This window comes from Acidobacteriota bacterium (assembly GCA_016716435.1).
Taxonomy (GTDB): domain Bacteria; phylum Acidobacteriota; class Blastocatellia; order Pyrinomonadales; family Pyrinomonadaceae; genus OLB17.
In genome coordinates this window covers 1-14,162 of record JADJWI010000008.1, presented here as the reverse complement: position 1 = coordinate 14,162, position 14,162 = coordinate 1, and the positions used below count along the sequence as shown (strand labels likewise).

The following is a 14,162-nucleotide window of genomic DNA, read 5'->3' as shown; positions in this document are numbered from 1 at the left end:
TTGATCGAGATCTCCAACTAAAGAAATCCCAACGGATCAGGGTTCGCAATCCAGATATTGGTAAAAGACCCAACCGAGCGAAATGAGCCTGCCGCTTCGGCTCTCACCGACCCTTATCGAACTTGCCTGTTCTTCAATGAAAATAACGGTTCTGCCCTTGGCAAGTGTGCCGAGTATCTTTCCTTTGTTGTAATCATCCCGCAAGTTGACGAGGCGGTTCACGACACACTCCCTCTCTTTCGCTGCAGGTGGATCTTTCTTTGCAGGTTTCAGCCGAGCTATTTTTACGTTGGCCTCCCCTTTGAATTTTCCATTCGGAAACGCATTCAAATAAGCTTCGTAGTCCCCGACGTCCAGACTGCCAGCGATCAAATTCCAGGTCCTTTCATCATCCGAAATCGTCGGAGTCGCCGCCGGCGTCGGAGTTGCTGCCGGTGCGGCAGACGTGGCTGACTTCATCAAGATCCGCGCGCTTTCTGCATATACACCCTCCGGATATCTCTTTAAGAAATCCACATACCCATCCAAGGTATTTATTCCCTTGACGGTCTCCCATAATGCCTGCTCCTTTGCCCTATCAGTTGAATCGTTGCCCTGAGGCGGGGTGGGTGATCCTGAAGCGCCAGATTTAAGGTTCAACATTAGAGTTGCTTCATCCCTGTGCTTTCCAAATGTGAACCTATTGAGGTATTCCTGATATCCCTTTGCTACACCAGCTTCCTTGACCAGGGCCCAGAATCTCTCATCTTCCGAATCACCGCCCTGTTGCGGCGTAGGGGTGGCGGATTGGCCCGTAATTGCAGCTATCGAGATACGAGCGCTTTCCACATATGTCCCTTGCGGGTATTTGATCAAATACTGTTCATAACCCGCCTTGGAATTGATTTGTTTGACCGTATCCCAGAGCGCTTGCTCAGCCGAAGTTATACCAACATTGGATCCACCGCCCGAACTCACAGGTGACCCGTAAACGGCGACCTCCGCGAGCATTAAAACCGCATTGGGGCCATCTATCTGCACGCGAACAAGCCTAGCTTGTTTGCTGCCCGTAAACGTACGCGGATATGTTTCACCCGGCACATAAGTTTTCAGTCCCGGAGAGAATTCTTCCCACCCACCTGCCGCTGATTTTGTCCAGACCCTGTAATTCGAAAGCTCTTTGCTGCAGCAATCAGTTCGATTCCAGATCTCGATCTTGTTGACATTGAAGTCCGCTCCGAGGTCCACCTGCCACCACGGATCCGTGGTTTTCCCATTCGCCGTGTGCGTAACTGATTTACCAAACCACTTCCCATTCGTGTTCCCGTCCACCGCGAGGGAAGCCACTCCCTCCGTAGCAGCCCAGGGTGACCCAATGTTGCTTGATTGGGTGGCTAATTTTCCAAGGGCAACGTTGCCTCCCGGAGTAGGCGCGAACGAATTCGGATTCGGTGTTGGAGATGCGGGCGGAAAGCGCTTTGAATATCCACCATCGCTCAAATATGCGATTTGATAAAGGAGTCCGTCACCATTTATTACCCACAATTGCGGACCAACAAAAAATAGAAACTTCGCAGAAGCCCACGCCGCCACTACTCGGGTTTTCGTAAAAGCCGAAGAAGTGCGGTAGAGCCCGGACGATTCGATAGATACAAGATCAGCGCCGGGAAAATTAGCGCCCAAACGGGTACTGCTCAAAAGAGCAGGCGAACCATAGGTGGCTGCTACGCCGTTTGTCGAATTGATCCCATAAACTTGGGGATACCCAATTATCGCGATCATTCCGCTTTCGGCAAAAATGAGCTTGGCCCCGGGCCAGGTTCTAGCTCCTATTCTCGTTTTAACACCGGTCGTGAAACTTGTTTGGTAAAGGTACCCGGACGTCTCGATCGTGTAAAAGTTACTACCATCGGTCGTCAACAAACGTGTATCCCTCCAATTGCCCGTGGCGACGGTCGTCGAGGGGAAATGCTTCCTAAGATCACCACTCGGGCCAATGCTGTAAAGATGTGTGCCATTGGAAAACAAAAACTTGTCGTTCTGAAAGCCGGTACCTACTGAGGTTTTTACCCCCGTCGTCAAATTTGTGTTGAACAAGACCCCACTCGGCTCAGTAGTGTAGAGAACACTGCCGACGGTCGTCATCAAGCGTGTATCGCTCCATGACTGGGAATATATTGTTGGGGTAAAAATGATCCCCACCGCAATTAACAGGATGAAGCCCGCTCGAAAATGACCAAGCGCGTTCCGCAGATTATTTATCATTTTATTGATCGCCTCACTTTAACAGTTACAAGGTCTGGATGAGTTTCGCCGTTTTCGAATGTTCTGCGAGAACCGAGGTTCAGTCTTTCGATTTTCGATTCTTATGCACTTCATCGGTGTTTGTTGGTGGTCCACGACACTGCTCGTTCGACCGGCAAAACCAACTTAACAGACGACTAACACTTTAGGAATGCGGTTCTCGTTGAGAAACGAGAGTGTAAACGCCAAAACGGAGAGACTGGTTAGTCCCTTATTCACAGCGATTGACATATGGCTGGGAAAATGAAAAAGGCTTGAATGCCCGTAAGCTTACACCAAGTACTATACGGTTCCTAGTTCTTAATGTGTTTTATCCAACATGAGCCAACAAACTGAAAGTTAAGGCTAAAAACCCACCGCATTGTCGTCGGACACGGGTCATCGTCACAGCAAAGAACAACAAGAGGAATGCGGGAGACCGAAATTGCGACGAGCCAATTAGAACAGCCACAAGCCAGGCCAGATTCTCGGCACTGGCCAAAATGACGCAATGGATATTGCGGCTAAACTCTGCACCAACACCCGCAGATCAGTGGTCCGCTACCGATCCGCCCGGTAGATTTCCATGATAGATCTCTGATCCGGTGGCTTTGAATTCCGCGGCCTTTTCGCTCATGCCGACGGCTAAGGCTTTTTCGGCTTCGATGTTTTGTTCGGCGGCGTATTCTCGGACATCTTGGGTGATCTTCATCGAGCAGAAATGAGGGCCACACATTGAGCAGAAATGGGCAAGCTTTGCGCCTTCTGCGGGCAAGGTTTCATCGTGAAACTCTTTTGCCTTTTCAGGGTCTAGTCCGAGGTTAAATTGATCTTCCCAGCGAAATTCGAAACGCGCCTTCGATAGCGCGTTGTCACGATACTGCGCTCCCGGATGGCCCTTTGCAAGGTCGGCGGCGTGAGCTGCAAGCTTGTAAGTGATAACTCCTTCTTTAACGTCCTGTTTATTCGGCAGGCCGAGGTGTTCTTTGGGCGTAACATAGCAAAGCATCGCCGTGCCAAACCATCCGATCATCGCGGCACCAATTCCGCTGGTGATGTGGTCGTATCCGGGAGCGATATCTGTCGTCAGTGGGCCAAGAGTGTAGAACGGAGCCTCACCGCAGACCTCGAGCTGCTTGTCCATGTTCTCTTTGATCAAATGCATCGGCACATGGCCCGGGCCTTCGATCATTGTCTGGCAATCCATTTCCCAGGCGATCTTTGTAAGCTCACCGAGCGTTTCGAGCTCGGCAAATTGAGCTTCGTCGTTCGCGTCCGCAATACTTCCAGGCCGTAGACCGTCGCCCAAACTAAACGCCGCGTCATACGTCCGCATGATCTCGCAGATCTCGCGGAAACGGGTGTAAAGAAAACTCTCTTCGTGATGTGCGAGGCACCATTTGGCCATTATCGAACCGCCGCGGCTGACTATTCCTGTGGTTCGCTTCGCCGTCATCGGAATATAAGGCAAGCGAACTCCGGCGTGGATGGTGAAATAATCAACGCCCTGCTCGGCCTGTTCGATCAACGTGTCGCGGTAGATCTCCCAGGTCAGGTCTTCGGCCTTGCCGTTCACTTTTTCCAGCGCTTGATAGATCGGCACCGTTCCGATCGGCACCGGCGAATTGCGAAGTATCCATTCGCGGGTTGCGTGGATGTTCTTGCCGGTTGAGAGGTCCATTACCGTGTCCGCTCCCCACAGAGTCGACCAACGCATCTTCTCGACCTCTTCCTCAATAGATGAGGCAACGGCGGAGTTGCCGATATTTGCGTTTATCTTGACAAGGAAATTGCGTCCGATGATCATCGGTTCGCTTTCGGGATGATTAATGTTCGCCGGGATGATCGCACGCCCGCGGGCGACCTCATCGCGGACAAATTCGGGCGTTACGAATTCCGGAATGGCGGCTCCGAAAGATTCGCCTTTGTGCTGATGGTAAAGCGAGGAGCGATCATCGCTTTGAGTACCGCCTTTAGGCGGCCCGCCGTTCTCGCCGAGAATGCCGGCTAAAGCCGGGACTCCAAACTTGCGGCCGAGGTTTTCGCGGATCGCCACATATTCCATCTCAGGCGTGATGATTCCCTTGCGTGCGTAGTGCATTTGCGTGACGCAGGCTCCATTCTTCGCTCTTAGCGGAGCTCTTCTGAGTCCGGGAAATTCGTCAAGCGCCATTATCTTTAACGCGGGCAATCTCCTCCGCACCTTTCGTTAAGTAGCCATTGTCTTGCGGCAATATCTCGCGGCCTTCGTATTCTTCTACGTCTCCGCGAGCGACGATCCAATCGCGACGCAGTGCCGGCAACCCGTCGCGGACGTTCTGCCGCTCGGCCGGATCAGTCCACGGCCCGCTGGTGTCATAAACACGCACGGGGGCATTCTCAACCATCGTCCCGTCCATCTCACGCGACGGCGACAGCGATATTTCGCGAAACGGCACCCGCAAACCATCCGCCTCAACATAAACCTTCTGCGAAGCCGGCAACTTAACCTGATCGCTGCTCTGCTGCCCCCCTTCGAATTCTCTACTTCTGACTTCTGATTTCTGACTTCTTTATTCTCTCTCATCGTTTTTCTCCCTTCGTCGGTATTATCCGCATCAGGTTTTTAGGGTAATGCCCGGCGCATGCCCGGCAACTCTCAGCAGAATGCTCCCCTGAAAACTTGTATTGCTTAGGTAACCATTGTAGAACGCCGGGGCATTCCCGAACAATCCCGGCGGCCGTATCGCCGCCGATCAGCGTTCGGCTTCGAGCGTCGATTTTGCTCCTCCGAGTGCTGCAAGTTGTTCCTCGCTGACCTTAGGATAATGAAGGTTCATTGACTCGAGCTTTTTGACAATTATCTCTGAGACGGCGAGGCGGGTGAACCATTTTTTATCCGCGGGGACTACGTACCACGGAGCGTGGTCGGTGGACGTATTTTCCATCGCGTCGTCGTAGGCATTCATATAGTCGTCCCAGAGTCCGCGTTCCCTGACATCGGCGGCGGAGAATTTCCAGTTCTTCTCCGGCTCCTCGATGCGGGTCCGGCAACTCCTTTCTGCTCCTCGCGTGACACGTTCAGGAAGAACTTCAGGACGTGCGTCCCGTTCTCGTAGAGGTGCTGCTCCCAGTCGCGGATGTGGTCGAATCTTTTTTTCCAGATGTTCTTGTCATGCTTTATCTCGGGCGGGAGCTGCAGCCGCAAGATCGCCGGGTGAACGCGGACGACGAGCACTTCCTCGTAATGCGAGCGGTTAAAGATGCCGATCTTCCCGCGCTCGGGCAGGGCCTTCTGATGCCGCCAAAGGAAGTCATGGTCTCGCTCCTCGGCCGAAGGAGCCTTGAACGAAGCGACCGAAACGCCCTGCGGATTCACACCGCTCATAACGTGCTTGATCGCTCCGTCCTTGCCGGCGCGTCCATCGCCTGAAAGACGACGAGCAGCGAATGAACGTCCTGGGCATAAAGCATATCCTGCAGCTCCGTCATCCGTTCGATGTTCTTCGCAAGATCTCGCGGGCCTGATCTTGTCCTTGTAGCCGTCCGTGTCGTCGGTCTTGAACTTTGAAAGATCGACCTTCTTGCCGGCCAGGATCCTGGAATGATCTATGTTCATTTGGTTTGTTAACTGCGGCTAAAGTTTCGCCATTACGGTCTCAAGCTCGGCGATGGGCTTAACATCAACTTCGGGGAGCGACCTCGCTCTTCAGTCCGTTGGCATCATCAACGGCTGTCGGAAAGTGCTCGCGGGCTTTCGCTTTTTCGCCGAGTTTCGAAAAGGTTCTCGGCAAGGTACCGGTGCGAAGAGCGATGTCGCGGCGAGCATTCTTGTTTCCGGGATCGCTTTCGGCCACTTGCTGCCAGAGCTCTAGCGAGCGGACGAAATCAGCGTTTGAACCAGCCAGGTCGTTGCGACAGGCGGCGTGCAAGTCCAGCCCGCGTGTAAAATACGGCCAGGGTCCGGCGGTAGAACCGGTTTCGCGGCGCGCTCGATCAGAGCAAGGAACTGCGTCTCCGGCGATCTTGAGCGTGTCCAATGCTTCGTCGCTTCGCTTGAGGTTTGCGGCGGCAACCGCGACCCGATAATTCGACCGGGCGAGGTTATGACGGAACTGGATATCGGCCGGGTCGATCTCTACGCCCTTTTGAGCCGTCGCTCGGGCCTTTTCCGGCAAACTCCAGCGAACGCTCGTTGACGATGTCCTCGAAGATCCCGCTGGCGAGCATATAAACAACATCAAATGCGCGTCCGGGCGTCGTTCGGCTTTTCGGCTAGGAGTTTCTCCATTCCGCCAACCGCGATGGCAATCATCGCTTCGGCCCAATTCCTGTTCGCCATTCCACGATAGCGAATTGCCGAGGTCGGCGTGCGTAACGAAGAACTCCTCGCGGGTTTCACGGGCATCGGCAGGAAGTTCCGCAGTTCCGACGATCGCTTTCTCAGCGAACGCTATCGCCTCCGGATACTGATTATTCGCCTGATGATACTGCGAAAGCTCGGTCGAATCCCCGCAAATACGCCAGCCCTACACCGAAACATCGCCACCGGATTGAGCACTCACAAGCCCCTCATAGATCTCCCGCGACCGTTCAGCGCAAACAGCGTCCCTGAGTATCTCCTGCCCGTAACGGGCATCGGATAAATGACGAAAGTTCTCAGCAAGAAGCCGTAGGTTTTCCGGCGCCTTTTTTTTTCTTCGGGTTGGCGCGAGCCCTAATGGCGTTGCCTTCTCTTAACTCAAAGTGCACCGGCAAGGTCGCCCCAAATTTGGCTTGCTCGGATGGCCCTGCCAATTCACCGATCTTCTCGTAAGCGGCCGCGAGCTCTGCTGAAGTTCGCTATCGCCGGCAGCTTCCTCGCAAGGCTGTCGAGGATACTCAAGAACGCTTGACCAAGATCTCTCGGGCGTCAGTCGAGCCCTCAAGGGTCTCGATCTTTGGTGTGATCTCGAAGAAGCGGGTTCGAAGGCTTTCTTACGTCCTGCAAAACGCTCCGCGACGGTCGCGTTCGGCCGAGCGACTTCCGCCGCAGATGGATACCCCAAGCCCGAAAGCAAGCTGGCCACCCAAGCCTTCCAAACGCGAGCGATTTCCGTTTCGCCGGACGAACCCCAGCTCGAAGCTCTGTACGAAAGTGCTCCGGACGGGCGAGGATCGGCATTCCGTCGAGAAACGCCAAGCACATCAGCGGCGGATCTCCCGCGGTCACCACTGCCGCTCAGGCTCCCTCTCGGGCGCTTCCTGCGATCGTATCAAGATCGGACGCGATGCCGACCACCCTAGACACGAGAATGCTTCCCTTTGCCTACGGAACTCGGACGCATGGGATCGGAACCGGTTATCGTTTCGGACGATCTCCCCTCAGGCTGTACGTCCGTCAAAAACAGAACGGCTTCGAATCGGTGGGTGAGCTCGTAAAGATCACACCGAGGGCTATAAATGTCGAGCTATCGTCACCCGCTTGCCGGGATCCTGCTCCGGCGAGGCGCCATGCCGGCGTGAATGCCCGGAACACCGTCGCGGTCTGATCTTTTCGCCGCCAACTCATCGAGCGGCTTTGCCAAGCCAAAATCGAGCAGCTTTGGCTCCCCCTCAGATGTTATGAGAACATTACGCGGCTTAAGGTCGCGATGAACTGTGAGTTTGCGGTGAGCATAATCCACGGCGGAACAGAGATCTTGAGGAAGAGATCAAGCGCGGACATTCAACGGACTGTTGGCTCTACGAACATACTCGTTAAGCGGAAGGCCGTCAGTGTATTCCATCACAAGAAAGGCTCACCGTTTTCAGAAACGCCTCCGTCGTAAAGTTGGGCAATGTTCGGATGATGAAGACCCGCAAGGATCTCGCGTTCCGTGCGAAAACGTCGTTCAGTTTCTGCGTCCGCAGCGGTATTTCGAACTAACTTCAAAACCGCGGTGTTTGCTTGAATTCGCCATCGCTACGTTCGACCAGGAACACGGCACCCATGCCGCCCGCTGCCTAGTTCGCGAACGATCCGATAACTTCCAAGGTCAGCCGGCCTTGGGTGTTTTGGTCCGCAAACACGCGTTTCGACAGGTCGAAAGCATTTGCTTCGAGTATGTTCGCCGTCTCGTCACGTGAGCTAAGCGACATTACCTCCCCTGCAGGCTCAGCATCACCTTCGGCAGCTTCGCTGACCAGGGCTTCGCGCTCACCGGGCTCCAGAGCCCTCGGCCTGTGCAAAGATCTCTCTGAGTTTGACCATTTCTCCGGTCCATCTCGGCCTCCAATTCTGGTCAGTTCACGTGCGGCCAACCTTCGCAAAGCTCCATTCTCTCCCATGACGGTAGTCGCCAGTACATCGAGCAGATACGCCGTTTTCTTCGATAGATGAACCGCCGAACCAGCGCAAACTCGACAACCTTAGCCTGCCGCGGATCGCGGTTTCAAGCTCTGCCAGGCGTCCTCAGATTCAAAGAGATCGATCGGCTTGTTTGCCTGGCGGCGAGGCTGACCGTCTCTTCGGTAGAACGCGATCTCCCGCCATCTCGTTTGCGGCCTTTCGGGCACGCGTGGTCAATAAGTACTTTTCGCATCACTTCGGCGGCGACTGCAAAAATGAGCCCGGTTCTGCCCAGCTAACCTGCTCCCAGTTGACTAAACGTATGTAGGCCTCATGGACCGGCGGTCGCCTGACGTGTGCTCCGGCCGTTCATTGTAGCGAAATAGGCCCGAGCAAGCGCGGGTCATCATAAACGACCGCAAAGAGCTCATCGGGGCATGCTTATCGCCGCTCCCGATCCGGCTCAGAAGTTCGGTCACTTCGTTCAGCTCAGGCATAAGTTGAGAAGTTTTCAGATTATACAGCCAATCTCGGGCAAATCGGAAACTTTTTCGGTTGGTCCAAAGCTCGATTCATTCACGCCTTATTGCCCAGAGACACAAATATCTAGGAGAAAGCCAAATGGGATCCCCAGGAATCGTCGTTTTCGTCCCGCTTCGCCGCTTCGTTTTGTCAATACTCGCAGCCGCATCGCTTTCGCTTGTCGTTTGGGCATCATCCACTTCGGCGTCAGTGCGGGGTGTTGCCACCGTGGTCGGAAGAACAGTGCGTCGGTTGCGGACCCTCATCACCTGCAAGTGCAAGAAAGGCGAGCGAGCAAGACAAGCTGCAGAACGTTTCCGGGCTTTTTCCTGGTCGAGCTGGACAATACTCTCAGAAGCTTGAAAACATTGGCCCATCGAACGATGTTTCTTACTTCACCTTTCTCGCCGATTCCGAACCGCGTATTCTCACTGATGGTTCAAAGATCCTATTCGAACGCAGCGGATGCGTGACTTCCATCACGCCGATCCCGGGCGAGCTTTTTACGGATAATGGACCCGACCGGGTTCAATCAACGACGTCGACCTTCATTCATCGACAGGCAGAAATTTCTCTTTTCGCGGGATGGTCGAAGATCACATTTGAACACGTGTTCGAGGATCGGATCTGGGTTATCAACTCCGACGGGACTGGCTTGACCGAGATCCCAAATCTCCTCAGATGATTCCACCTCCGTCCGGCTCTTTCGCCTGATGGCTCGAAGGTTGTCTTCGAACGGAACTTTCCCATTTGGATCGCAATTCACCCGGCACCGGCCTTCAGAGTGTTGACGCAAGGCGGCGGCAGTATCATGTTCTTTTCTCACAACGGTCAAAGGTCTATTGGATAGCGACCGCGATATACCGCAAATCCGGATGGCACCCGGCGAAGAAACGGTGGTCGACGGAAACGACCAGTCCTACGACGTCTTCCCGACGGCCTGCTTCGCCTGACGGGCAAAACTCCTTTTCGAGTGCGACCGCTTCCGGTCAGGCATTTGCGTTCCCCTTCCGAACGGACTCAAACACGATCGACCGGATCGAGGAACCCCACGAGACTCTTGAAAGCCGGTTTGGTCGCCGAACGGCTCGCAGATCGCTGATGTTCGAACCGGTCAAGACGGGCACCAACGGATCGCCATTGCGAGGTTCGAACGGCACCGATCGCTTCGAGACGTTTAACGCAGAAGCCCTTCGCGTTTTATCAGGGAGGCTTGCTGGCGGCAGCTCGAATGCGACGGAACCGGAGGTCCAGGGCGGCCCACAGATCGACGCCAACGCTTACGGTCTCTGGTGGCGGAAGATGTTTACCGCTGAAGATTGGTTTGGAAACAATGACGGAGGTTTGCGGGCGGCTTACTTTACCGGCGGACAGTTGGGATTCAGCACGCCTTCTACTTTAACGGTAATGCGGAACCTTCTCGTTGGGATCCCGGATAATGGTTCCCTGGAATTCACAAACGCTTCCTACACATTGGCGGGTTGGGTGAACATTCAGGCTGATCAACGCGAGCATTATTTCTTTGGGAAAGGCTTGCTGCACCGGCTCCCTAACTTCCTGTGTTGGCGTCGACTTGGACCCAACCTACCGTTCATTGACGTCATCCACGAATCCGGAGGGTCTCGGGTTGCGGCCTTTGGCCACGAACTGATCTCTACATGGACGCATCTCGCTCTTCGGAGAGGACAACGAGTTCCGCCTCTACAAGAACGGCCAGCTTGTTGTAGCGCATACGGAAAACCGGACCATCGGCACCAATGACGCGCCTTTCACGATAGGAAGGGCGATGGCGTTACGGCTCTCAGGCTGACTGCCTTCAGGTGGCGGACGAGGTTGTGCTCTACAACCGGAGCTCTTTCGGAGAATTCAGGCACTCGTCAACATGACCGGGGCGATGCTCAGCTCGGCGCGGTGTCCGCCGGTTCCGAAATCCCGCATATCGCTTGGCGGCCCGTTCCTCTTTCCGTTTGCTCGAGGCCGTTCAGGTTCCAAGTCAGATCTCGCTGTCCGATCCCGCACCGGCCGGCGATTTGCGACCATTTCGCTGGCTTCCACCGATCCTTCGGCGATGACCGTTCCACCAGCGTGTTTATCCCTGAGGGTTCGGTAAACACTTTTTCGATGCAACGACCATCCTTTCCGGTCCCGCCATCACCATATGTTTCAGCTCCGACATCATCGCTACAGAAGGCTCGACACGGCGAGAACGACGGTCGATCATCGCACCGGCATCTGCCAATCTAACGCTGCGTCGAACCTGGTAGCACCGCCGACAGTCAATGTACTTCAGAACTTCAGTGCGGAAATCACGATGTTACAAATAACGGCAAAAGGTTGCGACCGGCAGTTACCGCGAACGGATCTGGTTATCGCGGGACCCGATACTTTCAATGACCCGGGTGACGCTTCGTTGGGATGAAATTCGACAACGCGGGCGTTCTCGCTCCGGGCCAGTCGAAGGTATTCGCGGCAACGGATATCAACATTCCATCGAGTCGCGATCCCGACCGACGGAACCTACTATCTTTCTACCGGGTTGGGCGAAATGTTCCGGAGCGGAACGGCAACTTTCAGGACAACTACGCGTTCGTTCCGATCAGGTAGACGTAACCTCCCAGACCTGATCGCGGAGGATGTTCAGGATTCCAGCGGAGATCGAACCCGGAGTTCAGTTCACTATCAACTGGGATGTTAGAACGCAAGGCTCGGCAACACAGAGTGGCTTCGGTCATGACGTTTACTTCTCCATTCGATCAAACGATCGGAAATGCCGATGACATCCTGATCACTCAGCGGGTCAGTCCCGCCTTCGCAGTTGTCCAATCGCAATCGTTTTCTCCGACCGATACCGTGCCGACACTTCCGGTGCTTAACGATTCGAGCGATGCGTTGATCTGTTGTCGTCGATCCTGCCAATCGGGTTTTTCGAGGATAATCGGCAGACCGGCAGAAACCATCAACACCACGAGCGTCTCGACTCGGTTCGAATACCAAGTCCCCGACCTTCGGGTACAGAGTGGGCTCCTCAGACGGGGTCGATTCGACACCCAGTTCGCCTCAATGGACGACCATCAATACCGGACTCCGCCTCAACCCGATGTTGGGAACGTGTCTTTTTCTCGACCAATAACCGGGTTGGCGGCGATGTCCTGCTCGAGTGAGTTTCTTGCTCAACCAGCCCGTTGCGCCTGGCGATCATCCGTCAACCGCGTCCAGAACGTGACGATCCCGACCAGACTCGATCTCCGCGACCGGAAATTACCTCATCTACGTCCGCACCGACGCTTTCGGCAATGTAAACGAGGGTTGCCAATGAAAACTAACAACGTCACATTCTCGCCGTTCGGTTCAGGACATTCTGCTTCTGACCCGATTTAGCGGTCACGAACATTGCCACTCCTAACCGCCGGCAATCTACGATCAGAGAGATACAGGTCCAGTGGACGTTTCCAACATGGGCACCGGCCCGACCGACGCTCGAACTGGACCGACCGGCTTTACATCGGCCCCGACCGTCGCTCAACTTCGCAACGTCGCTGCGACAACCTCTAACGACAGCTTTCTCGATACAGGCGAAGACTATTTCGCATCGGCGACAGTGCGCATCCCTCGGGCATCTCCGGAAACTATCGTTTGATCGTCATACCACAGCATCCAACAATTCGGTCAACGAAGAGAACGAAACAAACCGCCTGAACACGCGTTCGATCACGATCAACGTTACACTCCTTTGATCTGCGGTTCTCGAATGTGCAGGCCCCCGACGAAGGATTTGGCGGAGCTCGGTCAACTGTTTCGTGGACGGTGACGAACAACGGCGACGGCCGGTGCCGGCGACAGATCGAGAACTGGACCGATACGATCATTCTTTCTCGCGATGCCGTCCTCGACGGCGTTGATCCAGTCATCGGCGCGTGGCGCAGAAATGGCTCCGCTCTTACATCAAGGCGGAAACTGCAGTGTCTCAAACTTCGGCGTCACGCTTCCGCAGAATACCTTTGGCAAATATTACGTCTTCGTTGTCACGGGCGCGTTCAAAGCCAGGTTTACGAATTCAACGACGAAAACAACAATAGGGGATATGATAGCCGGGTCAGGCTGGCGGCTGCGATTGAATGTGCTCGGCACGCCGCCGGATCTTACCATTCCGGCACCGATAAATGCTCCGAGCTCGCAGATTTGCCGGCCAAGGGCTCCTGGCTTCCCAAACCGTGCTCAACCAAGGTGCGTTCGATGCGGGTGGGGCCCGGCGCGAGGCTCTATCTCTCGGCAGATCAGGACATATGATCCAATGAACGACAAACTGCTCAGGGCAACGGCGGGAACAAAGAAGCCTCGAACGGGGGCAGAGTTGACCCCTCGTTTATCCTAGATTCCGACTGCCTCAATGGGACATCCCTATTTGATCGCCGCGACCGATGCCTACAATTCGCTCTTTGAGTTCGACCTAAAGGCAATGGCGAAACGAACAACCTGAGCCAAGCCGAAAGCGATCGATATCAGCAGCTTTGCGCCGGACCTGCGGGTTACGGATAAGCAGTTGCCGCCGGTGGTCATCAACGGTGCGATGCCGATCTCTTGGACGGTCAAGAAATTTCGGCACGGGAGCAACCGTCCAAACCCCAACTGGGCAGACCGCGTTTACCTTCTGATCAACAATAATCAGCTCTTTAACCTCGGCACCTTCCCGCGGCCGGGCGGCCTTGCTATCGACGGCGAATACCCGCAGAACCAGGTCGTGAATATTCCGCTGTTTTTGCAGGGTGACGTGATCATTTTCGTAGAAACCGATTTCTACAACGCTGGTTCAAAATTAATTTCCGCCAGAGAACAATCAGGACTCTGCACAAACTCAAGCTTCTAAATGACCTGCCGGATCTTCGCGTCAATACGATCCAGGCCTAATCCGCCTCGCTTGGCTCGCAGATCACGGTCGATTGGGCCGCTCAAGAACTTCCGGTTCTCCGATCAATTCATAGAGCTGGGTCGATCGCGTCTATCTTTCTTCGGACGCAACGCGTTCAGCTTTGGCGACGTCGAGATCGGTGGATCGCTGGTAACCAATCGCTCGGAACCAACGGCACATATT

At 54.7% G+C, this 14,162-nt stretch carries 12 protein-coding genes, 2 pseudogenes and 1 riboswitch; of the genes and pseudogenes, 6 read left to right on the top strand and 8 right to left on the bottom strand.

The window, feature by feature from the left end; all coding sequences use genetic code 11:
• Nucleotides 1–36 precede the first annotated feature (36 nt).
• From IPM21_12115 to IPM21_12100, 4 genes and pseudogenes are all read right to left on the bottom strand, one after another.
• Nucleotides 37–2,244 (bottom strand): discoidin domain-containing protein, encoded by a 2,208-nt coding sequence (locus tag IPM21_12115; protein ID MBK9164626.1) that lies wholly within the window; start codon nucleotides 2,242–2,244, stop codon nucleotides 37–39.
• 568 nt (nucleotides 2,245–2,812) lie between these two features.
• A pseudogene (thiC, locus tag IPM21_12110) lies at nucleotides 2,813–4,745 on the bottom strand (phosphomethylpyrimidine synthase ThiC).
• Between the two features lie 74 nt (nucleotides 4,746–4,819).
• Nucleotides 4,820–4,928: riboswitch (TPP riboswitch) on the bottom strand.
• Between the two features lie 69 nt (nucleotides 4,929–4,997).
• A pseudogene (locus IPM21_12105) lies at nucleotides 4,998–5,733 on the bottom strand (polyphosphate kinase 2 family protein).
• A gap of 191 nt (nucleotides 5,734–5,924) precedes the next feature.
• Entirely contained in the window at nucleotides 5,925–6,482 is a 558-nt protein-coding gene (locus IPM21_12100) for a hypothetical protein (GenBank protein MBK9164625.1), read from the bottom strand.
• Between the two features lie 129 nt (nucleotides 6,483–6,611).
• Here IPM21_12100 and IPM21_12095 point away from each other — a divergent pair, with 129 nt between their 5' ends.
• Nucleotides 6,612–6,887 (top strand): hypothetical protein, encoded by a 276-nt coding sequence (locus tag IPM21_12095; GenBank protein ID MBK9164624.1) that lies wholly within the window; start codon nucleotides 6,612–6,614, stop codon nucleotides 6,885–6,887.
• A 278-nt stretch (nucleotides 6,888–7,165) separates the two neighbouring features.
• Here IPM21_12095 and IPM21_12090 read toward each other — a convergent pair whose 3' ends face one another.
• The 4 genes from IPM21_12090 to IPM21_12075 form a co-directional block, all read right to left on the bottom strand.
• Entirely contained in the window at nucleotides 7,166–7,456 is a 291-nt protein-coding gene (locus IPM21_12090; GenBank protein ID MBK9164623.1) for a hypothetical protein, read from the bottom strand.
• A gap of 241 nt (nucleotides 7,457–7,697) precedes the next feature.
• A complete protein-coding gene (locus IPM21_12085) occupies nucleotides 7,698–7,907 on the bottom strand; it encodes a protein kinase (GenBank protein ID MBK9164622.1) in 210 nt (69 codons plus the stop codon).
• A 319-nt stretch (nucleotides 7,908–8,226) separates the two neighbouring features.
• Nucleotides 8,227–8,451, bottom strand: coding sequence for a hypothetical protein (locus IPM21_12080; GenBank protein MBK9164621.1), 225 nt, complete (start codon nucleotides 8,449–8,451; stop codon nucleotides 8,227–8,229).
• Between the two features lie 203 nt (nucleotides 8,452–8,654).
• On the bottom strand, nucleotides 8,655–8,804 hold the full coding sequence (locus tag IPM21_12075; protein MBK9164620.1) for a hypothetical protein: 150 nt from the start codon (nucleotides 8,802–8,804) through the stop codon (nucleotides 8,655–8,657).
• Between the two features lie 368 nt (nucleotides 8,805–9,172).
• On the opposite strand from IPM21_12075, the gene IPM21_12070 reads away from it, so the two are divergent.
• The 5 genes from IPM21_12070 (at nucleotide 9,173) to IPM21_12050 (ending at nucleotide 13,937) form a co-directional block, all read left to right on the top strand.
• On the top strand, nucleotides 9,173–9,436 hold the full coding sequence (locus tag IPM21_12070; protein ID MBK9164619.1) for a hypothetical protein: 264 nt from the start codon (nucleotides 9,173–9,175) through the stop codon (nucleotides 9,434–9,436).
• A gap of 387 nt (nucleotides 9,437–9,823) precedes the next feature.
• On the top strand, nucleotides 9,824–10,834 hold the full coding sequence (locus IPM21_12065; protein ID MBK9164618.1) for a hypothetical protein: 1,011 nt from the start codon (nucleotides 9,824–9,826) through the stop codon (nucleotides 10,832–10,834).
• A 654-nt stretch (nucleotides 10,835–11,488) separates the two neighbouring features.
• Nucleotides 11,489–11,677, top strand: a complete 189-nt coding sequence (locus IPM21_12060; protein MBK9164617.1) for a hypothetical protein — start codon at nucleotides 11,489–11,491, stop codon at nucleotides 11,675–11,677.
• An 835-nt stretch (nucleotides 11,678–12,512) separates the two neighbouring features.
• Entirely contained in the window at nucleotides 12,513–12,710 is a 198-nt protein-coding gene (locus tag IPM21_12055) for a hypothetical protein (GenBank protein ID MBK9164616.1), read from the top strand.
• 903 nt (nucleotides 12,711–13,613) lie between these two features.
• Nucleotides 13,614–13,937 (top strand): hypothetical protein, encoded by a 324-nt coding sequence (locus tag IPM21_12050; GenBank protein ID MBK9164615.1) that lies wholly within the window; start codon nucleotides 13,614–13,616, stop codon nucleotides 13,935–13,937.
• Nucleotides 13,938–14,162: the final 225 nt, after the last annotated feature.

What these genes read in the sequence shown, in the direction of transcription:
- IPM21_12070 (MBK9164619.1), top strand. Translation starts at nt 9,173, where the DNA reads ATGGGATCCCCAGGAATCGTCGTTTTCGTCCCGCTTCGCCGCTTCGTT.
- IPM21_12060 (MBK9164617.1), top strand. Translation starts at nt 11,489, where the DNA reads ATGAAATTCGACAACGCGGGCGTTCTCGCTCCGGGCCAGTCGAAGGTA.
- IPM21_12100 (MBK9164625.1), bottom strand. Translation starts at nt 6,482, where the DNA reads ATGTTGTTTATATGCTCGCCAGCGGGATCTTCGAGGACATCGTCAACG.
- IPM21_12075 (MBK9164620.1), bottom strand. Translation starts at nt 8,804, where the DNA reads ATGCGAAAAGTACTTATTGACCACGCGTGCCCGAAAGGCCGCAAACGA.
- IPM21_12115 (MBK9164626.1), bottom strand. Translation starts at nt 2,244, where the DNA reads ATGATAAATAATCTGCGGAACGCGCTTGGTCATTTTCGAGCGGGCTTC.